We start from the raw sequence: 20,108 nt of genomic DNA, 5'->3' as shown, positions 1-20,108 counted from the left end.
TCAACGCCCTTTCAATGGGCCGGAGTTGAACGCAGCCACCACCTCGTCCGTGGTCGCGACCGTGGCGACCAACGCGAGGGTGTGGCGGACCATCGCGGGGGTGTACTCAGCGGGCACCCCCGCGACGGCGTCCGAGGGCACGACCACCTCGTAACCCCAATTCACCGCGTCGAACACCGAGTTGGGAATCGCGACATTCGCGGACACCCCGGCGACGACCAGCGTCCGGCACCCCAAGTTCCGCAGCAGAGAGTCGACTTCGGTCCCGTGCAACGGCGACAGGCCGTGCAGCCTGCGTACGACGATGTCCTCGGCGGCGACCTCGACCGGCGCCGCGATCCGTACCGCCGCGGTGCCGGTGAGCTGCTGGACCGGCAGTCTCCCGGCGGCGCGGAAGAGGCGGGCGTTGCGGCTGGCGCCCCGGCCGTCGGGGCGGCGTTCGGCGACGGCGTGGATCACTTGTACGCCGGCCGTGTGCGCGGCGGCGACGAGCCGGGCGACGTTCGCGAGCGCACCCGACTCCCTTGCCGCAGCGGCGAGTTGAGGCAGAGCCGAGCCGGCCCCCACCACCCCCTCCTGGCACTCGACCGTGAGCAGAACGGCGTTCTCCGTGGCGAGAATCACGTCTCCCCCTGTCTTCCGGCGTGCCCGCGAGGGTAGTCATCGGAGCGGGAGACCGGAAGACTGTTTCTGACGATCCGTCAGAGGATCTTTCCGCCGCCGCTGAGGGATGCGGGCGGGTACGGACGTAAGGAATGACGAAAGAGCCGACAGAACAAGGGGACTTGGCATGACCGTCACCCAGCGCCGGGGCCGCAGGATCATGATGACGCCGGGCGAGCTGGACGAGTTCCTCGCCACGCAGCGCACCTGCCGGGTGGCCACCGTCTCGGCCGGCGGCGCCCCGCACGTCAGCGCCCTGTGGTTCCTCTGGGACGGGACCTCGCTCTGGCTGTACTCGGTCGTCCGCAGCAAACGCTGGACCCACCTGCGCCGCGACCCGCGCGTGGCGATCGTCGTCGACACCGGCGAGGAGTACGACCAGCTGCGCGGCGTCGAGCTGTCGGGGACCGTCGAGTTCGTGGGCGAGACGCCGCGCACCGGCGAGCTGTGCGCCGAACTCGACGCCGTGGAGACGCGGTTCGCGCGCAAGAACTTCCGGGTGGAGTCGATGCCGCACGACGGGCGGCACGCGTGGGTGCGGCTGACGCCGGAGAAGATCGTGTCGTGGGACTTCCGCAAGCTGAACGGGGGCTGAGCGGAAGGGAGTTGGGCAACGGCCCGGTGCGGACGCCCAGTTGGCCTTCGGGCCTGCCAGGAAGCCCAGTTGGCCTTCGGCCTTGCCGAGCCGCTCAGTTGACCTTCTCGGCCACCGCCCGCAGCGCCTTCACCGCCGCCCTGATCGACGGGCGGCGGTCGGCGTCGGCGCGCCAGATGACGAACACGTGCCGCCGCACCCCCTGCCTCAGCCGCACGGTGACGACCCCGGCCGGTACCGGGTCGCGCCCCAGCAGCGGTGCGATGCACACCCCCAACCCGGCCTCGACCAGCGCGAGTTGGGTGTGCGTCTCACCGACCCGGTGCGCGATGCGCGGTTCGACGCCCCGGGAGCGCAGGGTGAACGTCAGCCACTCGTAACAGAATTCACCCTCGTTCCAGGTGACCCACTCGTCGTCGGCGAACTCCGTGAGATCGGCCTCCATGCGCCCGGCCAGCGGATGGCCGGCGGCCATCGCGACCTCGGCGGGGTCGTCGAGGAGCGGCGCCTTGACCAGCCCCTCGGGCAGCGCCATCGGCTTGTTGTACCAGTCGAGGACGACGGCGAGGTCCAGGTCGCCCCGCATGACGGCCGGAATGGACTGCTCGGGCTCCAGCTCGGTGGAGAACACCCGCAGCCCCGGGTAGTCGCGCCGCAGGGCGCTGAGCGCGGCCGGGTAGAGGCCGCGCGCGGCGGTCGCGAACGCCGCGATCCTCAGCTCGCCGACGACCTCGCCGCGCCGGGCCTCCAGGTCGGACTGGGCGAGCTCGACCTGGGAGAGGATGCGGGCCGCGTGGTCGGCGAGCAGCTTCCCGGCGTCCGTGAGCCGCACCCCACGCCCGTGCTTGGCGAGCAGCTGCTGGCCGACCTCCCGCTCCAGCTTGGCCAGCTGCTGCGAGACGGCCGAGGTGGTGATGTGCAGCGCGAGCGAGGCGGCGCTGACCGAGCCGTGCCGGGCGAGGGCGTCGAGGGTGCGCAGGCGCTCCAGGTTCAACATGTAAGCAATGCTACGAGGTACCTGGAGCCAACTGTCAATTGTGCTAAGCGGTGGCTCTCGGTCACAGTGGCGGCATGAGTCTCCGCACCGTCGACTGGCGCCTCCGCTTCGCCGTCCTCGCCCTGATCTGGGGTTTCAGCTTCCTGCTCATCAAGGTCGGCACCGAGGGCTTCGCCCCCTTCCAGGTCGCCCTGGGCCGGCTCGCGTTCGGCACGGCGGTGCTGGGTGCGGCGCTGGCCGTGAAGCGGGAGCGGCTTCCGCGCGGTGTGCGCACCTGGGGGCATCTGGCGGTCGCGGCCTTCCTCCTGAACGCCCTGCCGTTCTCCCTGTTCCCCTTCGCCGAGCTGACGATCTCCTCGACCCTGGCGGGCATCTGCAACGCCGCGTCCCCGCTGTGGGGCATGCTCCTGTCCCTGGTCGCCCTCTCCGAGGACCGCCCGACCCGCGTCCGGTTCGCGGGCCTCGCCCTGGGCTTCCTGGGCGTCCTGACGGTCCTGGGCGCCTGGCAGGGCTTCTCCGGCCTGGACGTGCGGGGGACGGCGATGGCGCTGGCCGCGTCGCTGAGCTACGCCGTCGGCTGGATCTACGTCCGCCGCACCCTGGCCGGCACCGGTGTCTCGGCCCTCGCGATGACCGGTTCCCAGCTCTTCCTCGCCACGCTCCAGCTCGCCCTGGTGACGCCGCTGTTCACGGATCTCCCGGACCGCTTCGAGACCGCCCCGCTGCTGGCGGTCGCGGCCCTGGGCGCGCTGGGTACAGGTCTCGCGCTGCTCATCCAGTACGGCCTGGTCGCGGAGGTCGGGCCGACGACCGCGCAGATGGTCACGTACTTCACGCCGGTGATCGCGACCGGCGCGGGCGCGCTGGTCCTGGGCGAGCCGCTGACCTGGTCGACGCCGGTGGGCGCGGTGATCGTCCTGGCGGGGGCGGCGCTGACGCAGATCACGCCGAAGGGGAGGTCCCGCGCGCGGGAGGCCGTCTCCGGGCCCGATGCGCCCCGCGCGCGGGATGCCGCCGCAACTATGGCTGCGCCTGATGTCATCCCTGGGCAGGACGCCGCCCCTGCGCAGGACGTCCCCCTTACGCGTGATGCCACCCAGGAGCCCGCGCAGCCTCGCTGACCGCGTCCGCGAACGCCGGGATCTCCGCGTCGGTCAGCGTGGAGATCGTCACCCTGATCCCGGGCGGCGAGCCGGTCCTGAACAGCGCCCCGGCGGCGACGGCCCACCCACCGTGCAGCAGCCGGGCCACCACCCCGGTCTCGTCGTCCACGGGGACCCACACCGCGAACCCGCTGCGCCCCCGGGCCGCGACCCCCCGCTCCGCCAGCGCCCGGATCAGCCCCTCCCGGCGCCGCCGGTAGGCGCCGGCCACGGCGTCGGCGTCGACCGCGCGGCTCTTCCACAGCTCGACCACGGCCCACTGGTCCAGCAGGCTCACCCACCCGGGCCCGAGCCGCTGCCGCCCGCGCACGCGGTCGAGGGTCACCTCGTCGCCGGTGAGGACGGCGAGCCGCAGATCGGGCCCGTAGGCCTTGGCGACGGACCGCACGAACGCCCAGTGGCGGGTCGCCCCGGTGAGCGGGTGCAGCGGCACCTCGACGATCCCGTGCCCGTGGTCGTCCTCGACCACCAGCGCCTCCGGGTACTCGGCCAGTACCTCGCGCAGCTCCCGCGCGCGGTAGGCGCTCAGCGCGGCCCCGGTGGGGTTCTGCGCCCGGTCGGTGACGACGACGGCCCGCACCCCCACGGCCAGGGCCCGGCGCAGGACGACCGGCACCGGCCCCTCGTCGTCGACGGCCACCGGCACCACCTTCAGCCCCAGCGCCGGGATCAGGTCGAGGGTGCGCGCCCAGCCCGGGTCCTCGACGGCGACGGCGTCCCCGGGCTTGAGATGGACCGCGAGGACGCGCTCGACGGCGTCCAGGGACCCCGACGCCACCGCGACCGGCCCCGGGGCCACCCCGTCGGCGTCGAACGCGGCCCGCGCCAGCCGCGCCAGCTCCGGGTCGACCGGGTCGCCCCCGTAGAGCAGCGGCGCGGCGTCGTACCGCGCGGTGGCGGCACCGTATGCGGGGCCCAGGGGGGGCAGCAGGGCCGGGTCGGGGTTGCCGTCCGCCAGGTCGCGGACGCCTTCCGGGACTCCCCCGTCCGTGCGCTCGCGCGCGGTCGTCGCCGGTTTGGGGCGGACGCGGCTGCCTCTGCGGCCGTGGGTCTCGATCACCCCGCGCTCACGCAGGGTGCGGTACGCGGCGGCGACGGTGTTCGGGTTCACCCCCAGCGTCACCGCCAACTCCCGCATCGGGGGCAGCAGTTGCCCCGGTTCCAGCGCGCCCGCGCCCACCGCGCGCTCCACGCTCGCGGAAATCTCTGCGGCACGCCGGCCTTCGATCCGATACTCTCCTAGCACAAAGCCAAGTATGCACTAGTGCAATGGAGAACGCCATGCAGGGGACCACCTCTTCGGAAACTTATCCGGCGACCGCCCGCACCGTCCCCACCCGCGCCGCGCAACGGGCGTCGTACGACAAGGAGACGGTCCACTCGATCCTGGACGCGGCCTGGCTCTGCCACCTCGGCTTCGTGCGCGACGGCGCCCCGGTCGTCCTGCCCACCCTGTACGGCCGCGTCGGCGAGCGCCTTTATGTCCACGGCTCGACGGGCTCCCGCCCCCTGCGCACGGCGGGCGACACCCCGGAGGGCCTCCCGGTCTGCCTGACGGTGACCCACGCCGACGCCCTGATCCTGGCCCGCTCCGCCTTCCACCACTCGATCAACTACCGCTCGGTGATGGTCCATGGCCTGGCGTACGACGTGACCGACCCGGAGGAGAAGAAGGCGGCCCTGGACGCCGTGGTCGACCATGTCGTCCCCGGCCGCGCGGCCGACTCCCGCCCGGCGAACAAGAAGGAGCTCGCCGCGACGGCCGTACTGCGCATAGACCTGGAGGAGGTCTCCGCGAAGATCCGCACGGGCGGGGTCAACGACGAGCCCGAGGACATGGACCTCCCGCACTGGGCCGGCGTGGTCCCGCTGCGCCCGGTCTACGGTGCCCCGGTCCCGGACCCGGCGCTGCCGGCCCGCGTGGAGGTCCCGGCGTACCTCAGGGAGCTGCTGTGACGCCCTAGACGGCGTTCTCGGAGGCCGCGAGACCCTGCTCGGGCGTCCCCGAGGCGACCGGCGCTCCGGCGGCCTTGACGGGCGTCGAGGACTGCGCGACGAACGCCCCCAGGAGGACGACCGCCCCGCCCGCGACCTGGGCCGCCGCCAGATGCTCCCCGAGCAGCACCCACGCCAGCACGGTCGCCACGACCGCCTCCGAACAGGCGACGACGGTGGCGACCTGCGGCGACAGCAGCCGTACGGACACGATCCCGGTGACGTACGCGAGGACGGTCGCGATCAGCACGATCCACGCGAGCAGCACCCACGCGGGCACGGCGGTGCCGTCCATCCGCGCGGAGCGCCCGAGGACGCCCCAGTCCAGCTCCCAGGGCCGGGCGACGACGGTCAGCACGGCGGCGCCGACGAGCAGCCCGTAGGCGATCACCCCGAGCGGATCGGGCGCCCCGCCCCGGTCCGAACTCCCTTGGTCGGAGAGGAGGAAGTACCCGACCTGGCAGCAGGCGGCCCCCAGCGCGAGCAGCAGCCCCAGCGCGTCCACGCTCACCCCGGCCCACACCTCGACGACGCAGGCGAGCCCGCCGACGGCCAGCACGACCCCTGCGACGGCCCGGCGGCTGACGGGCCGCCGCTGCACGAACCGCACCCAGCCCAGCACCATGGCGGGCGCCAGGTACTCCACGAGCAGCGCGACCCCGACCGGCAGGCGGGAGAGCGAGGCGAAGTAGAACGCCTGCACCCCGGCCACCCCGAGCAGCCCGAACCCGAGCAGCACCAGGGGCTGGCGCCGCACCAGCGCGAGGTGGCGCAGCGCGACGGGGACCATGACCAGCGCGGCGCAGGAGACCCGCAGCCAGACGACGTGCAACGGGTCGAGTCCCGCTTCGATCAAGGGTTTCGCGGCGACCCCGGACCCGCCGAACGCAACGGCCGACAGCACGGCCAGCCCCACCCCACGCGCACTCCCGGTCGTCGCCACGCGGACATGATGACATCGAACGACAGGACCGTCACCCCCACACACCCCTGACCGACGCGCACCTGAGGATCACCGGTGTGCTCATCAGGCCCACTCGTCGCCCCACTCCTCCTTCTCGACCCGCGCGAGCAACTCCCCCGCGTCCACGCCCGCGTGGGCCAGCACCTCCACGGCCCGCGACCGGTGATCGGCCAGGACGGCCGCCAGGAGGTCGATCCCGCGCGCGGGACGTCCCCCGTCCCGTTCGGCGCGCGCCCGCGCGGCTTGCATCGCGACGGCGGCCAGCGGCGAGAAACCGGCGGTCCCGGTGACGACGGGCAGGGCGCCGGAGTCCTCCACGCCACCTTGCCAGCGCAGCCCGTAGCCGATGCTGCGCTGGACGAGATAGCCGAGGACCCGGGCGAGGCGGTCGCCGAAGACGTCGCGCGCCTGGGGGTCGTACTCGAGGAGGGAGTGCAGGAGGTGGGCGCTGTCGACCTGCCGGTCGGCGTCCCGCACCGCGCGGCGCCACGCGCCGGCCACCGCCGCCGCGAGCTCCTCGCTGAGCCCGGCGGTGTCGTCCTCGGTGAGCGCCGATGGTTCACGGCCCGGCTGCCGGGGGATACGGGGTCGCACCCCCTTACCCCATCAGTCCCGGACGCCTCCGGTCATCCCCGTAGCGATGCATTTCCGTCTCCCACACAGAGTGGACGAGACCATCTCGAATCTCCTCCCTGCGGATGAGATCAAGCGGATTCCCGCAGCGGCGTACGGGCCGTTCGGGTGCAGGGGGCGCGCGCCCGCCCGCCGCACGCCCCACAGGCAACCGGCCCTCCCCAGGGGCACGTCCCCACCGGTGAGAGAGGGGGTGACGGCTGGTGACCGTGTGCTGGCTCGTCGCGCTCCCGGCGGTCGACGGCATGGAGTACGTGTACCGCGTCGACGCCCCGGAGGACGCGCTGCCGGCCGACCTGTTCTGGGACGCCTGGCACTGCCACGACGAAGGCCCCCACCCGCGCGCGTGGGACGTCTTCGACGCGGCGGTCATACGACGGCTGCGGTGAGCCGCGTGTCTTGAATGTTGACGCCCCCAGGGCTACGTTCCGCGCACCCTGGATCGACACGAAGAGGTGGTCGTATGGCCGAAGTCAGCGCGGAGGCCCGGATCGGGGCACCGCCGGAGCGGATCTGGGAGCGGCTCACCGACTGGGCGGCGTACGGGGAGTGGAACACGACGCACACCGGCTTCCCCGGGGGCGGTCCGCAGCCGCTGGAGGTCGGGGCGGCCTTCCAGGAGAACATGAAGCTCATGGGCTTCCCGGCGGAGGTCGAGTGGACGGTCGAGGAGCTGACGCCCGCCCGTCTGCTGACGATCCGCGGCAAGGGGCCGATGGCGGTCAGCCTGGTCACCCGCTACACCCTCACCCCGGCCGGCGACGGGACGGACGTCCGGATCGCCGGGGAGTTCACGGGGGCTGCGGTGTCCCTGATGGCGGGGAAGCTGAAGGATTCGGGGACGGCGGCGCTGACGGAGAGTCTGCGGCGGCTGGCGGGGCTGGTGACGTGAGCTGTTGAGCACCGGCGCTCTGGGCCGGGAACCAAACGCCGGCGCCCCGGCCGGGACGCGAAAAGGCGCCCCGCGCGGGTGACGCGGGGCGCCTGGGCCGTCGTACGGCGGCGGGCTCAGTCCTGGTCGGCGAGGATCAGGTAGAGCTTCTTGCGGGCGTCGTTGACGACCGCGAGGGCCTTCTCGCGCTGCTCCTTGGTGCCGGTCTTCCAGACCTGGCCGAAGGCCTCGAACAGGCCGGCGCCGGCCTGCCGGATCTCGTGCAGGGCCTCGAAGTCGACGCCTCGGGTGGCCTCTTCCCAGGGGTTCTCCGAGACCTCCTCGGCGGCGGTCCGCCCGGCCTCGGTGAGCGAGAAGAGCTTCTTGCCGCCCTCGCTCTCGCTGCTGATGAGTCCTTCGTCCTCCAGCAGCTGAAGGGTGGGGTAGACCGAGCCGGGGCTGGGCTTCCACGCCCCGCCGCTGCGCTCGGCGATCTCCTGGATCATCTCGTACCCGTGCATGCCCCGTTCCTTCAGCAGCGCGAGGATCGAGGCCCGTACGTCACCGCGCCGGGCCCTTCCGCGCGGTCCCCCGCGCCCTCGCCCGCCCCAGGGCCCGAACCCGGGTCCACCGAATCCCGGACCACCAGGCCCGAACCCCGGCCCACCGGGTCCGAAGGGCCCGAATGCGGCCCGCCGCCCGTCGAATCCACCCCGGCCACCGCCGTGCTGACGGGGGTCCTGACCATGTCCACGCTCGAATCCATGCGTACGCATAGCACTCACTCCATTTGCTCTGTGATTGATCGCCACTATTCCGTGATCGATCGCGATGCCTCAACGATATATCGGAACCGATAGCCTGACAACCCCCTCGTGAACCGATCGGGGCCCTCGATCCGATCAGGAATCAAGAAGCGCGGGGATCGGCCCCGTGCCTAGCCTGAGCGTCACAGCCGAAGGGCAGCGCCACAGCCGTACGACAGAGGGAGCCGCGATGACGAAGCCGCACGCCGCCGACAGCCACGACCTGATCCGGGTGCACGGCGCGCGGGTGAACAATCTGAAGGACGTCAGCGTCGAGATCCCCAAGCGGCGGCTGACGGTGTTCACCGGGGTGTCCGGCTCGGGCAAGAGCTCGCTGGTGTTCGGGACGGTCGCGGCGGAGTCGCAGCGGCTGATCAACGAGACGTACAGCGCGTTCGTACAGGGCTTCATGCCGACGCCGGCGCGCCCCGAGGTGGACGTCCTGGAGGGGCTGACGACGGCGATCATCGTGGACCAGCAGCGGCTGGGCGCGGACCCGAGGTCGACGGTGGGGACGGCGACGGACGCCAACGCGATGCTGCGCATCCTCTTCAGCCGCCTCGGCACGCCCCACCTCGGCTCGGCGAAGGCGTTCTCCTTCAACGTCGCCTCGATCAGCGGCGCGGGCGCGGTCACCGTCGAGCGGGGCGGGCAGACGGTGAAGGAGCGCCGATCCTTCAGCATCCAGGGCGGCATGTGCCCCCGCTGCGAAGGGCGCGGCGCGGTCACCGACTTCGACCTGGCCCAGCTCTTCGACGACACGAAGTCGCTGAACGAGGGCGCGCTGACGGTCCCGGGGTACAAGCCCGGCGGCTGGAACTACCGCCTGTACAGCGAGTCCGGCCTGCTCGACCCGGACAAGCCGATCCGCAGGTACACGAAGAAGGAACTGCACTCCTTCCTCCGCCTGGAACCGACCCGCATGAAGATCGCGGGCATCAACATGACGTACGAGGGCCTGATCCCGCGCATCCAGAAGTCGATGCTCGCCAAGGACCGCGAGGCCATGCAGCCGCACATCCGCGAGTTCGTGGACCGCGCGATCACCTTCACCACCTGCCCCGACTGCGCGGGCACCCGCCTCACCGAGGCCGCCCGCTCCTCGAAGATCAAGGGCCTCAGCATCGCCGACGCCTGCGCGATGCAGATCAGCGACCTCGCCGACTGGGTCCGCGATCTCGCCGAACCGTCGGTCGCCCCGCTGCTGACGGCGCTCGGGCAGACCCTGGACTCGTTCACGGAGATCGGCCTCGGCTACCTCTCCCTGGAACGCCCCTCCGGCACCCTCTCCGGCGGCGAGGCCCAGCGCGTGAAGATGATCCGCCACCTCGGCTCCTCGCTCACGGACGTGACGTACGTCTTCGACGAGCCGACGACCGGCCTGCACCCGCACGACATCCAGCGCATGAACGGCCTGCTGCTGCGCCTGCGCGACAAGGGCAACACGGTGCTGGTCGTCGAGCACAAGCCGGAGGTCATCGCGATCGCCGACCACATCGTCGACCTCGGCCCCGGCGCGGGCACCGCGGGCGGGACGGTCTGTTACGAGGGGACGGTCGCCGGCCTGCGCAAGGGCGACACCCTCACCGGCCGCCATCTCGACGACCGGGCCCGGCTGAAGGACACGGTCCGCGAGCCGACCGGGACGCTGGAGATCCGGGGCGCGGACACGCACAACCTCCAGGACGTCGACGTCGACGTCCCCCTGGGCGTCCTGACCGTCGTCACCGGCGTCGCCGGCTCCGGCAAGAGTTCCCTGATCCACGGTTCGGTGCCGGCCCGCGCGGGCGTCGTCTCCGTCGACCAGGCCCCCATCCGCGGCTCCCGGCGCAGCAACCCCGCGACCTACACCGGTCTCCTGGAGCCGATCCGCAAATCCTTCGCCAAGGCCAACGGCGTGAAACCGGCCCTGTTCAGCGCCAACTCCGAGGGCGCGTGCCCCACGTGCAACGGCGCCGGGGTCGTCTACACCGACCTCGCGATGATGGCCGGGGTGGCGACGGTCTGCGAGGAGTGCGAGGGGAAGCGGTTCCAGGCGGCCGTCCTCGACTATCACCTCGGCGGCCGGGACATCAGCGAGGTGCTCGCGATGCCGGTGTCCGAGGCGGCGGAGTTCTTCGCCGGGGGCGAGGCCCGCACCCCGGCCGCCGCCCGCATCCTCGGCCACCTCTCCGACGTCGGCCTCGGCTACCTCACCCTCGGCCAGCCCCTCACCACCCTCTCCGGCGGCGAACGCCAGCGCCTCAAACTCGCCACCCACATGGCCGACCAGGGCGGCGTCTACGTCCTCGACGAACCGACGGCCGGTCTCCACCTGGCCGACGTCGAGCAACTCCTCGCCCTCCTCGACCGCCTGGTCGACTCCGGCAAGTCCGTGATCGTCATCGAACACCACCAGGCCGTCATGGCCCACGCCGACTGGCTCATCGACCTCGGTCCCGGCGCCGGCCACGACGGAGGCCGCGTCGTCTTCGAGGGCACCCCGAGAGAGCTGGTGTCAACGAGGTCGACACTCACGGGGAAGCATCTGGCGGAGTATGTGGGCGACTGAGGAGGGACCGCGCCGCCGAACCCCGGACACCCGGCCCGTCGTACCGACACCCCACCGAACCCCAGGCCCCCGGACCCCGACCGCCCGAACCCCGGCTCCCCGGACCCCAGCTCAGCGCACAGCCGACGCCCATCGGCACCCCGGGCGCCTGAGCCCCCGGCCGAGCCAAGCCCGCGCAGCCGAACCCCGGCCGCCCACCCCGTCGTACCGGCACCCCACCGAACCCCAGGCCCCCCGCCCCGCCCCCCTTCACACCCCAACCCGCTCCCGATACCACCCCGCGCTCTCCCGCAGGCGGGCGAGGACTCCGGGGCCGGCGGGGCAGGCGGTGGGGTGCCAGATGTCCTCGCTGAGGTACCAGTGATCGCGGGCGACGAGGGCGAACTGGCGCTCCCCGGCGCGGCCTTGGGTGGCGCGGAAGCGGTCGAGGCAAGTCTCCCAGGGCCAGTCCCCGGCGGGCAGCGGGGGGAGGACGCCGAGGCGGGAGAGTTCCGCGAGGAGGTCGCCGATGCGGACGGGGGTGGGGTGGCTGGCGTGGTGGACGCCGGGCGCGGCCGTGTGCCCGCCGGTGGCGAGCGCGGCGACGAGCCGGCCGAGGTCGTTCACCTCGACGACCGACAGCAGCGCCCGCCCCCCGTCCCAGCCGGCCGGCACCCGCGCCAGCAGCTCCCCGAGCATCGGTACGACCCACCGGTCCCCCGCGCCGAGGACGAGCCCGGGCCGCAGGACCACCCCGTCGGCCTCGCGCGCGAACCCCTCGCCGGCGAGCCGGGTGCGGCTCACGGGGGAGACGGGCTCGGCGGGGATCTCGTCGACGTCGATCCCGCTGTGCGGCCCGGCGCCGTACACAGCGGCGGTCGACAGCTGGACCACCCGGCGCACCCCGGCCCGCCGGGCCTCGGCCATCAGGGACCGGGTGCCGTCGACGTTGACGGCTTCGCAGAGCGCGAGGTCCGGCCCGATGTACGAGGCCAGATGGGCGACCGCGCCGGCGCCTTCGCACAGGCCGCGCAGCACCCCGGGGTCGGTGAGGTCGCCGGTCACCCACTCGACCCCCGCCGCCGCCCCCTCCGGCACCCGCCGGACCAGCGCCCGCACCCGCGCCCCCCGCGCCAGCAGCGCCCGCAGCGCGGCGGACCCGATGAACCCGGTGGCCCCGGTCAGTACGACTCGCTCCATACGGCCCTCTCCTCGAACTTCCCGAACGCCTCGGACTTCCCGAACACTTCGGACCCCGATCCCATGATCACGGTAGCTGCCACCGCCACCAAGGAAACGGACGGAACACGACCGGAATACGAACAGCATCGACCAGGACGAGACCGTATCGATCCGCGCCGCCCCAACCCCCCGCGAGACCAGACCAGTCACCCCCGATTGGCCTTGGCGCGCACCCGGCCCGCCCCTCTAGCGTCGCCCCATGAGGATCCGAATCGTGGACGCGTTCACCGACCGCCCCTTCTCCGGCAACCCCGCGGGCGTACTCCTCCTCGACGCCTTCCCGGAGGACGACCGGCTTCAGAGCATCGCGCTGGAGGTCAACCACGCGGAGACCGCCTTCGCGCACCCGCTCCCCGCGGGCGGCGAGGCCGACTGGGCGCTGCGCTGGTTCACCCCGGCGACGGAGGTCGCCCTGTGCGGACACGCCACGCTGGCCACCGCGCACGTCCTGCACACCACCGGCGCCCACAAGGGCCCGGTCCGCTTCGCCACCCGCAGCGGAGTACTGACCGCGACCCCCAGCGAGACCGAGGAGACCGGCAAGACCGACGGCACCGCCCAGAACAGCACGGCCGACCACACCAACACCGCCGACAACAACCGCAAACCCACCAAAACCCCCGAGATCACCCTCGACTTCCCCACCGCCCCCCTGACCCGGATCGACCCCCCGAAGGGAGTCGCCGAAGCCCTGGGCGCCCACCCCCTGTCGGTGTTCGACGCCGGAGCGAACATCGGCGACCTGGTGGTGGAGCTGGCCGACGAGCAGACGGTCCGCGCCCTGCGCCCCGACCACCGCGCCCTCGGCGCCTACTCCGCCCGCGGCATCATCGCGACCGCCCGCGCGGAACACCCCGAGTCCGGCTACGACTTCGTCTCCCGCTGCTTCTTCCCGAACGTCGGCATCGACGAGGACCCGGTCACCGGCAGCGCCCACACCGCCCTGGCCCCCTTCTGGTCCGAACGCCTCGGCCGCACCGACCTCACGGGCCTCCAGGCGTCCCCGCGCTCGGGCCTGGTCCGCGTGGGCCTGCGGGGCGAACGGACCCTGCTGACCGGACGCGCGGTGACGGTCATCGAGGGCGAGCTGCTGGCGTAACCCGAAGGCGGGCGCTACCGACCGCCCAAATAAAGAAACCCCCTCAAGCCGGCCCCAAAGAACCCCCCCTCAAGCCGCCCCCGAAGCCCCCCTCAAGCCGTCGGCAGCCACCCCACCTTCCCCGCAAGCAGCGCATACCCCACGAACGCCCCGATATCGAGCAGCGAATGCGCGACGACCAACGGCCCCACCCGCCCCCACCGCCGGTACAGATAAACGAAGACGACCCCCATGACGAGGTTCCCGACGAACCCCCCGATCCCCTGATAGAGGTGGTACGACCCCCGCAGCACCGAACTCGCGACCAGCGCCGTCCCCGGCGTCCACCCCAACTGCCCGAGCCGGCGCAGCAGATACCCGACGACGATGACCTCTTCGAGGACCGCGTTCTGCACCGCCGAGAGGACCAGCACCGGATACTTCCACCACACCTCGGGCAGCGCCTCGGGCACGACGGTGAGGTTGAACCCCAGTCCCCGGGCGGCGAGGTAGAACGCGATGCCGGTGCTCCCGATCACCGCGGCGACGGCGGCCCCCCGCCCGAGGTCGGGCCAGGGCCGGCCCCGGTCGAACCCGAGGGTCCGCAGACTGGCGTGCTCCCGCAGCAGGAAGTGGGCGACGAGCGCGACGGGCACGAGGGCGCTGGCGATCCCGAACAGCTGCCAGGCGAGGTCGAGCCAGGGCCGCCCGGGAGCGGCGGACCCGTTCATGGTCACGGCCTGGTCCTTGAGTCCCCCGGGCTTGGTGACCGACCCGACGAAGCTGATGAGCGCGGACACCCCGCTGGCCCCGAGGGAGACCCCCAGCACCAGCAGCACTTCATCCCGAAGCGTCCGCCGAGAGGCCTCCCCAGGAGCCTCCACGTCGACCACCGACCCCACCGACCCCACCTGCTTCCCGTAGCCGCTACGCCCCCAAGCAGACCACACCCCTCCCCACCACCACAGCCAAGCCCACCCACACCCGCCACACCCCGTACGACGCCCCCGACGCGAACCGGCGACGCCGCACAGCCTCACCTCCTGCGAACACCCCCGACCGAACACCCCCGACGCGCGCCGCCCCCATCAACGGCGTCCCCTCACCCGGCCCCCACCCTCTCCCCCACCCCCACCGGCCAGGTGTGCGCCGGCTCCCCGCCCCGCATCAGCTCCCCGTACCGCCGGGTCGTGGCCGCCAGCGCCTCCCCCCGGGACATCCCCGCCTCCAGCGCCCGGTGGAAAGTCCCCACCTGCCAGGTCGCCCCGTTGGCCCGCAGCCGGCACCGCTGCTCGATGACCCCCAGGTAGAAGTCCCGGTCGGCCGGTTCGACCCCCCACGCGTCCAGCCCCGCCTCGGCCAGCGGCAGCAGCTCCTCCAGCACCAGGCCGACGACGTCCACCTCGGCCACCCGCCCCCGCCGGGGCCACAGCAGCCGCGCCTCGATGCCGTGCCGGCACGCGTGGTCGAAGTTGGTGGCGGCGGCCTCGAAGGGCATCCGGGTCCACACCGGCCGGGACTCCTCGGCGAGGGCGCGCACGACACCGTAGTAGAAGGCCGCGTTGGCGAGGACGTCCGTGATGGTGGGCCCGGCCGGCAGGACGCGGTTCTCGACGCGGAGGTGGGGGACGCCGTCGGCGACGCCGTAGACGGGGCGGTTCCAGCGGTACACCGTCCCGTTGTGCAGGACGAGTTCGGCGAGTTTCGGCGTGCCGCCCGCGTCGATCACGGCCAGCGGCTCCTCCTCGTCGCAGATCGGCAGCAGGGCGGGGAAGAAGCGGAGGTTCTCCTCGAAGAGCTCGTGCGCGGAGGTGACCCAGCGCTCGCCGAACCAGGTGCGCGGGCGCACCCCTTGGGCCTGGAGCTCGGGCGGGCGGGTGTCGGTGGACTGGAGGAACAGCGGCGGCCGGGACTCGCGCCACAGCTCGCGGCCGAAGAGGAACGGCGAGTTCGCGCCGACGGCGACCTGGGCGGCGGCGACGGCCTGGGCGGCGTTCCAGACGTCGGCGAACCGGCCGGGCGTGACCTGGAGGTGCAGCTGGACGGAGGTGCACGCGGCCTCGGGGGTGATCGACTTCGCGGTGCAGGAGAGCCGTTCGACGCCGTCGATGTCGAGCTGGAAGTCCTCCCCGCGGGCGGCGACGATCTGGTCGTTGAGCAGGGTGTAGCGGTCGACCTCGGAGAGGTTCGCCTTGATGACGTCGGCTCGCTCCAGGGTCGGCAGAATGCCGATCATCACGATTCCGGCGTCGACTTCCTGCGCCTTTCTGTGGGCATATGCCAGTGACGTACGGAGTTCTTCGGCGAGGCGGTCGAATACCCGGCCGCCGAGCCGGTGCGGAGCGATGTTCACTTCCAGATTGAACATGGCGAGTTCTGTTTGGAAATCACGGCTCGCGATGCGTTCGAGAACCTGTCCGTTCAACATTCTCGGCATGCCGTCGGCACCCGCGAGATTCAGCTCGATCTCCAGCCCCATGAGGTTCTTGGGGCGGTCGAACCGCTGCTCGGCCAGCAGCCGCTCCAGCCCCGTGAGGCACTGCCGGAGCTTGTCGCGGTAGTGCTGCCGATCGGCCAGGTCGAACGCGCCTGCCACGACCTTCTCCCCCATACGAAGCGTCCCTCCTCGGACGGGCGGACCGGTGTACCGGCCCCCGGGTCTCCCGGGTCAGGGGGGATGATGCCCAGCGGGACCGATCGATAACGCCCCCGCGCGGGACGCCGGGCCGATAGTCTGGCGAAGACGTCCGGAAGTGGCCTGCGGAACGCTTTGCCAGATTTTAAGCAGCTCGTGAAAAACACCGACGGAAATAGGCCGACCGCGGTGGCGGGGATTTCCCAGGTCGGCGGTGTACGACCGGCGCTGAATCGGGATGATTCAGTCGTATCGCCGACCGAATGGATACTTGCCGGGCAGTCCGGAATCGGCTAGCGGAAACCCAGTGCGAACACACGTCGTATAAACTCCGCGACAGGCGGAGAAGGTGGGCGCCCAGGCGAAAGAGCCTGTCGTCGAGGTGACGGACGGCGGGCCACTCGCGCACCCCCGTTCACGGACCACGCACCAACGGCCCCTGCCTCTCCGACCCGAGAGACCCCAGAGAGCTGACAGCGCCGTCCGCCCCCGCCCTCGCGCCACCCTGCCTGTCGAATGAGAGGCGACCCACCATGCCGCTGCATGTCCCCCCGGCTCCCGCGCCCGCCCTGCGCTCCGTCCTGACCGCGCTCGGTTCACCCACGGCGGTGCGTGAGGCACGCACGCCCGCCCTGCGCGCCGCCGAGGGCCCCGCCGTACCCGAACAGCCGCTCCCCCTGCACGTCCTGGACCGCATCACCCCTGAGGGAGTCTCCGCCACCCGGCTGGTCGGCTGGCGGTTCCTGATCCGCTGCCAGGACCGGGCCGTGGCCGCCGCCGAGACCCGGCTGACGGCCGACGGCTGGGCGTTCTCGCACTTCTTCGAGGGCCCTTACCTCGCCTCCACCGAACGCGCCCTGCGCCAGGCCGAGTCGGCGACGCAGCCCTACCAGGCCCGCCTGCTGTCCGTCCCCGGCCTGTACATGCTCACGCTCTGGCTGCACGGCGACCGCACGTGCGAGTCCGCGCCGGAGCAGTGCGCCTGCGACGGCACGACAGGCCACCCCGCCGCCACCGACCTCCTGGTCCCTCTCGCCCCCGCCCCGCCGGGCATCGCCGCCCACCGCCCGCTGAACGTGGCCGAGTTGCTCCCCGTCCTGACCCACCGGGCCACCCCGGCCCCCCTGTTGGGCTCGCCGGCCTGATGCCCTACGCCTAGCCCGATCCGGCCATACCGAACCATCCGAAGTGACCGTGTGGCGTCGGTGAACCGCCCGCGCGAGTGACGCGTCATCAACCTGTGAGAAGCCGTGCGGCGAAATCCCTGCGGATTGACGCCCGTAGAGCAAGACTAGGGTCCGACCGACTTATCACAACGGGGGGCGGCCATGAACGACGCTTCACGCCGCGAGGACGACACGACACACGATCCACACACCCGATCCGTCACGTCACCGGTCACTTCATCCATCACGACACACCGAGAGCCTCCTATGTGCCAGCACCAGCCACCGTGCCCGACAGCCGACTCCACCGCCCGGGACTGCGCCCGCCTGGTGGCACACCACCCCGAGCAAGGCTGGAGTCTGCTGTGCAACGGCGTCCTGCTCTTCGAGGACACCGGTGAGCTGCTGCCCGACGGCAGCGTCATCGCCCCGCACCGCCCGCTCGACACGGGCCGGGGCAGGGTGGTGGCGGTCGCCTGAACCTGGAGAACGATCTGAGCCCGGAACACACATGCAACGGCACCACAGGGCCGCGCGGCAGCGGGATCTGACCGCCCGGCCCTGACATATGTCCCCCGACTTCCGGAAAACTTCTGGAAGTTGCGGCCTCCGTACCGGAACATCCGAAGCACCGGAGCAACACGAGGTGGGGACATGACAGCGCACGACACCACGCCGGCCGGCAGAGTCACCATCACCGAAATAGCCCGCCGAGCCGGCGTCTCCGTCCCCACCGTCTCCCGCGTGGTCAACGGCCGCTCCGACGTCTCCCCCACCACCCGCGCCCGCGTCGAGGACCTCCTGCACCGGCACGGCTACCGCAAACGCCCGGCCCCCGCCCCCACCCGCACGGCCGCCCTGATCGACCTCGTCTTCAACGACCTCGACTCCCCCTGGGCGGTGGAGATCATCCGCGGCGTCGAGGAGGTCGCCCACGCCACCGGCACCGGCACCGTCGTCTCCGCCATCCACGGCAGCAGGGGCGACGCCCGCGAGTGGATGCGCAACCTGCGCGCCCGCGCCTCCGACGGCGTCATCCTCGTCACCTCCGCCCTGGAACCCACGCTGCACGAGCAGTTGCGCATCCTGGGCGTCCCCCTGGTCGTCGTCGACCCCACCGGCTCGCACACCGACGGCACGCCCACGATCGGCGCCGCCAACTGGTCCGGCGGCCTGGCCGCGACCCAGCACCTGCTGGCGCTCGGCCACCGCAGGATCGGCTTCGTCGCGGGCCCCCCGCGCCTGCTGTGCTCCCGGGCCCGCCTCGACGGCTACCGCGCGGCCCTGGAGAGCGCGGGCGTCCCGTTCGACGACGCTCTGGTCGTCCCCGGCGACTTCCGCCCCGAGTCCGGCTGCACGGCCGCGACGGCGCTGCTGGACCTCCCCGCGCCCCCGACGGCGCTCTTCGCGGCCAGCGACCAGATGGCGCTCGGCGCGATCGAGGGCCTGCGCCGGCGCGGGCTGCGCGTCCCCGAGGACATGAGCGTCGTGGGTTTCGACGACCTTCCGGAAGTCCGCTGGTCCGCCCCGCCCTTGACGACCGTACGCCAACCCCTCGCCGACATGGCCAAGTTGGCGGCCCGTACGGTGCTGCGGCTGGCGCGGGACGAGCATCCCGACGCCCCGCGCGTCGAGTTGGGCACGGAACTGGTGGTGCGGTCCAGCACCGCACCACCAGCCCGCCCCTGAAACCCCTCTACTTCAGCGCGTTCCGGAGCGCGAAGTAGGCGGGTTTCGGCTTCAGTTGCTCGTCCCAGGGGAGAGCGGCCCCTTCACCGGGGAAGACGGCGGGGATCCAGCTGTACTTGTCGGTGAAATCCCAGATCGTGACGCCCACGCAGCGCCGCACCGCGAGGCACGCCGACGTCATCCGGCCGTACCAGTCGGCCTGTTGGGCGAGCTTCTCGTCGGTCGCCGGAAGCAGCATGCGGACGTCGACCTCGGTGAGCGCGGTGTCGAGCCCGAGCCGGGCGAAGCGCCGCAGGTTGGCCTCAAGGGTGTCGGGGTAGCCGTACTGGAGGGCGAGATGGGCCTGGAGGCCGATGCCGTCGAGGGGGACGCCCTGGGCCTTCAGCTGTTTGGCGAGGGTGTAGTAGGCGTCGCTCTTCGCGCCGACCGCCTCGATGTTGTAGTCGTTGAGGTACAGCTTCACCTTGGGGGCGGCCTGCCGCGCCCAGCGCAGCGAGTCGGCGATGTAGCCGGGGCCGAGGGTCTGGTAGAAGACGTTCTCCCGGTACGTCCCGTCCTCGTTGAACGCCTCGTTGACGACGTCCCAGGCGTACAACTTGCCGCGGTAGTGCCGTACTTCGGTCTGGATGTGGTTCTTGAGGACGGCCCGCAGCGCGGCCGGCGTCCACTGCTTGCCGGTGATCCAGCCGGGGAGCTGGCTGTGCCAGACGAGGGTGTGGCCGCGGACCTGCTGGTGGTTGGCGCGGGCCAGCCTGACGATCTCGTCGCCCTGGGTGAAGTCGAAGACGCCCTGCTGGGGTTCGGTGGCGTACCACTTCATGCCGTTGCCCGGTGTGATCATGTCGAACTCGCCGCCGAGCAGCTTCACATAGGGGGCGTCGGTGAGTTCGGGGTTGTCGGTGGCGCTGCCGAAGTAGCGGCCGTGCCGCTGGGCGAGGTCGGCGAGGGTGGCCTTGTGGACCGACTCCCCGCGCTGTTCGCCCGCTTGGGCTGCCGGGCCGCTCGCGATCCCTGCGGTGACCAGGACGGCGGCGAGCGCCCCGGCGAGTCTGAGACGGGTGCTGGAAAGCATGGTGCGACT

Annotated in this window: 20 protein-coding genes; 10 read left to right on the top strand and 10 right to left on the bottom strand. The window is 72.2% G+C overall.

Annotated elements, in window-relative coordinates:
• A complete protein-coding gene (locus tag ACYUD3_RS22450) occupies positions 1-624 on the bottom strand; it encodes a cysteine hydrolase family protein (protein WP_470972596.1) in 624 nt (207 codons plus the stop codon).
• 166 nt (positions 625-790) lie between these two features.
• On the opposite strand from ACYUD3_RS22450, the gene ACYUD3_RS22445 reads away from it, so the two are divergent.
• Positions 791-1,258 carry a pyridoxamine 5'-phosphate oxidase family protein gene (locus ACYUD3_RS22445; protein WP_470972594.1) on the top strand — a complete coding sequence of 156 codons (468 nt, stop codon included), beginning with the start codon at positions 791-793 and terminating at the stop codon, positions 1,256-1,258.
• Between the two features lie 94 nt (positions 1,259-1,352).
• On the opposite strand, the gene ACYUD3_RS22440 is transcribed toward ACYUD3_RS22445, so the two are convergent.
• On the bottom strand, positions 1,353-2,255 hold the full coding sequence (locus tag ACYUD3_RS22440) for a LysR family transcriptional regulator (protein WP_470972592.1): 903 nt from the start codon (positions 2,253-2,255) through the stop codon (positions 1,353-1,355).
• Positions 2,256-2,329: 74 nt separating this feature from the next.
• Here ACYUD3_RS22440 and ACYUD3_RS22435 point away from each other — a divergent pair, with 74 nt between their 5' ends.
• Complete coding sequence (locus tag ACYUD3_RS22435) at positions 2,330-3,376, top strand: DMT family transporter (protein WP_470972590.1); 1,047 nt, start codon at positions 2,330-2,332, stop codon at positions 3,374-3,376.
• Here ACYUD3_RS22435 and ACYUD3_RS22430 read toward each other — a convergent pair.
• On the bottom strand, positions 3,336-4,664 hold the full coding sequence (locus tag ACYUD3_RS22430; RefSeq protein ID WP_470972588.1) for an aminotransferase class I/II-fold pyridoxal phosphate-dependent enzyme: 1,329 nt from the start codon (positions 4,662-4,664) through the stop codon (positions 3,336-3,338). The two genes, ACYUD3_RS22435 and ACYUD3_RS22430, sit on opposite strands and share 41 nt — an antisense overlap.
• Before the next feature lie 35 nt (positions 4,665-4,699).
• Here ACYUD3_RS22430 and ACYUD3_RS22425 point away from each other — a divergent pair, with 35 nt between their 5' ends.
• A complete protein-coding gene (locus tag ACYUD3_RS22425; RefSeq protein WP_470972586.1) occupies positions 4,700-5,374 on the top strand; it encodes a pyridoxamine 5'-phosphate oxidase family protein in 675 nt (224 codons plus the stop codon).
• 4 nt (positions 5,375-5,378) lie between these two features.
• On the opposite strand, the gene ACYUD3_RS22420 is transcribed toward ACYUD3_RS22425, so the two are convergent.
• Positions 5,379-6,356, bottom strand: coding sequence for an EamA family transporter (locus tag ACYUD3_RS22420; protein ID WP_470972584.1), 978 nt, complete (start codon positions 6,354-6,356; stop codon positions 5,379-5,381).
• 84 nt (positions 6,357-6,440) lie between these two features.
• On the bottom strand, positions 6,441-6,971 hold the full coding sequence (locus tag ACYUD3_RS22415) for a hypothetical protein (protein WP_470972582.1): 531 nt from the start codon (positions 6,969-6,971) through the stop codon (positions 6,441-6,443).
• 242 nt (positions 6,972-7,213) lie between these two features.
• Between ACYUD3_RS22415 and ACYUD3_RS22410 the strand changes: the two genes are divergently transcribed.
• Together ACYUD3_RS22410 and ACYUD3_RS22405 are read left to right on the top strand one after the other, a co-directional pair.
• Positions 7,214-7,399 carry a hypothetical protein gene (locus ACYUD3_RS22410; protein WP_470973275.1) on the top strand — a complete coding sequence of 62 codons (186 nt, stop codon included), beginning with the start codon at positions 7,214-7,216 and terminating at the stop codon, positions 7,397-7,399.
• A 74-nt stretch (positions 7,400-7,473) separates the two neighbouring features.
• On the top strand, positions 7,474-7,902 hold the full coding sequence (locus ACYUD3_RS22405; protein ID WP_470972580.1) for a type II toxin-antitoxin system Rv0910 family toxin: 429 nt from the start codon (positions 7,474-7,476) through the stop codon (positions 7,900-7,902).
• Positions 7,903-8,018: 116 nt separating this feature from the next.
• Here the strand turns inward: ACYUD3_RS22405 and ACYUD3_RS22400 are convergent, their stop codons facing one another.
• On the bottom strand, positions 8,019-8,657 hold the full coding sequence (locus ACYUD3_RS22400) for a PadR family transcriptional regulator (protein WP_470972578.1): 639 nt from the start codon (positions 8,655-8,657) through the stop codon (positions 8,019-8,021).
• 220 nt (positions 8,658-8,877) lie between these two features.
• On the opposite strand from ACYUD3_RS22400, the gene ACYUD3_RS22395 reads away from it, so the two are divergent.
• Complete coding sequence (locus ACYUD3_RS22395; RefSeq protein ID WP_470972576.1) at positions 8,878-11,238, top strand: ATP-binding cassette domain-containing protein; 2,361 nt, start codon at positions 8,878-8,880, stop codon at positions 11,236-11,238.
• A 249-nt stretch (positions 11,239-11,487) separates the two neighbouring features.
• On the opposite strand, the gene ACYUD3_RS22390 is transcribed toward ACYUD3_RS22395, so the two are convergent.
• Complete coding sequence (locus ACYUD3_RS22390; protein ID WP_470972574.1) at positions 11,488-12,417, bottom strand: NAD-dependent epimerase/dehydratase family protein; 930 nt, start codon at positions 12,415-12,417, stop codon at positions 11,488-11,490.
• Positions 12,418-12,658: 241 nt separating this feature from the next.
• On the opposite strand from ACYUD3_RS22390, the gene ACYUD3_RS22385 reads away from it, so the two are divergent.
• A complete protein-coding gene (locus ACYUD3_RS22385) occupies positions 12,659-13,558 on the top strand; it encodes a PhzF family phenazine biosynthesis protein (RefSeq protein ID WP_470972572.1) in 900 nt (299 codons plus the stop codon).
• Between the two features lie 92 nt (positions 13,559-13,650).
• Here ACYUD3_RS22385 and ACYUD3_RS22380 read toward each other — a convergent pair whose 3' ends face one another.
• Together ACYUD3_RS22380 and ACYUD3_RS22375 are read right to left on the bottom strand one after the other, a co-directional pair.
• Complete coding sequence (locus tag ACYUD3_RS22380) at positions 13,651-14,439, bottom strand: CPBP family intramembrane glutamic endopeptidase (protein ID WP_470972570.1); 789 nt, start codon at positions 14,437-14,439, stop codon at positions 13,651-13,653.
• Between the two features lie 200 nt (positions 14,440-14,639).
• Positions 14,640-16,148, bottom strand: a complete 1,509-nt coding sequence (locus ACYUD3_RS22375; protein ID WP_470972569.1) for a glutamate-cysteine ligase family protein — start codon at positions 16,146-16,148, stop codon at positions 14,640-14,642.
• Between the two features lie 557 nt (positions 16,149-16,705).
• Between ACYUD3_RS22375 and ACYUD3_RS22370 the strand changes: the two genes are divergently transcribed.
• The 3 genes from ACYUD3_RS22370 to ACYUD3_RS22360 all read left to right on the top strand — a co-directional run bounded on the left by ACYUD3_RS22370 (position 16,706) and on the right by ACYUD3_RS22360 (position 19,027).
• Positions 16,706-17,317, top strand: coding sequence for a hypothetical protein (locus ACYUD3_RS22370; protein WP_470972567.1), 612 nt, complete (start codon positions 16,706-16,708; stop codon positions 17,315-17,317).
• A gap of 288 nt (positions 17,318-17,605) precedes the next feature.
• Positions 17,606-17,818 carry a DUF5999 family protein gene (locus tag ACYUD3_RS22365; RefSeq protein WP_470972566.1) on the top strand — a complete coding sequence of 71 codons (213 nt, stop codon included), beginning with the start codon at positions 17,606-17,608 and terminating at the stop codon, positions 17,816-17,818.
• Positions 17,819-17,992: 174 nt separating this feature from the next.
• Complete coding sequence (locus tag ACYUD3_RS22360) at positions 17,993-19,027, top strand: LacI family DNA-binding transcriptional regulator (protein ID WP_470972564.1); 1,035 nt, start codon at positions 17,993-17,995, stop codon at positions 19,025-19,027.
• A 7-nt stretch (positions 19,028-19,034) separates the two neighbouring features.
• On the opposite strand, the gene ACYUD3_RS22355 is transcribed toward ACYUD3_RS22360, so the two are convergent.
• On the bottom strand, positions 19,035-20,099 hold the full coding sequence (locus ACYUD3_RS22355) for an endo-1,4-beta-xylanase (protein WP_470972562.1): 1,065 nt from the start codon (positions 20,097-20,099) through the stop codon (positions 19,035-19,037).
• Positions 20,100-20,108 lie beyond the last annotated feature (9 nt).

The organism is Streptomyces sp. AMJ-169, from assembly GCF_055597585.1.
Note: the sequence above shows the minus strand (reverse complement) of the source record. Positions and strands in the feature narration are given on the sequence as shown.

Excerpts from the sequence above, each read along its gene's own strand:
- ACYUD3_RS22445 (WP_470972594.1), top strand. The coding sequence starts at position 791 with ATGACCGTCACCCAGCGCCGGGGCCGCAGGATCATGATGACGCCGGGC.
- ACYUD3_RS22440 (WP_470972592.1), bottom strand. The coding sequence starts at position 2,255 with ATGTTGAACCTGGAGCGCCTGCGCACCCTCGACGCCCTCGCCCGGCAC.
- ACYUD3_RS22435 (WP_470972590.1), top strand. The coding sequence starts at position 2,330 with ATGAGTCTCCGCACCGTCGACTGGCGCCTCCGCTTCGCCGTCCTCGCC.
- ACYUD3_RS22425 (WP_470972586.1), top strand. The coding sequence starts at position 4,700 with ATGCAGGGGACCACCTCTTCGGAAACTTATCCGGCGACCGCCCGCACC.
- ACYUD3_RS22405 (WP_470972580.1), top strand. The coding sequence starts at position 7,474 with ATGGCCGAAGTCAGCGCGGAGGCCCGGATCGGGGCACCGCCGGAGCGG.
- ACYUD3_RS22400 (WP_470972578.1), bottom strand. The coding sequence starts at position 8,657 with ATGCGTACGCATGGATTCGAGCGTGGACATGGTCAGGACCCCCGTCAG.
- ACYUD3_RS22395 (WP_470972576.1), top strand. The coding sequence starts at position 8,878 with ATGACGAAGCCGCACGCCGCCGACAGCCACGACCTGATCCGGGTGCAC.
- ACYUD3_RS22390 (WP_470972574.1), bottom strand. The coding sequence starts at position 12,417 with ATGGAGCGAGTCGTACTGACCGGGGCCACCGGGTTCATCGGGTCCGCC.
- ACYUD3_RS22385 (WP_470972572.1), top strand. The coding sequence starts at position 12,659 with ATGAGGATCCGAATCGTGGACGCGTTCACCGACCGCCCCTTCTCCGGC.
- ACYUD3_RS22375 (WP_470972569.1), bottom strand. The coding sequence starts at position 16,148 with ATGGGGGAGAAGGTCGTGGCAGGCGCGTTCGACCTGGCCGATCGGCAG.
- ACYUD3_RS22370 (WP_470972567.1), top strand. The coding sequence starts at position 16,706 with ATGCCGCTGCATGTCCCCCCGGCTCCCGCGCCCGCCCTGCGCTCCGTC.
- ACYUD3_RS22365 (WP_470972566.1), top strand. The coding sequence starts at position 17,606 with ATGTGCCAGCACCAGCCACCGTGCCCGACAGCCGACTCCACCGCCCGG.
- ACYUD3_RS22360 (WP_470972564.1), top strand. The coding sequence starts at position 17,993 with ATGACAGCGCACGACACCACGCCGGCCGGCAGAGTCACCATCACCGAA.
- ACYUD3_RS22355 (WP_470972562.1), bottom strand. The coding sequence starts at position 20,099 with ATGCTTTCCAGCACCCGTCTCAGACTCGCCGGGGCGCTCGCCGCCGTC.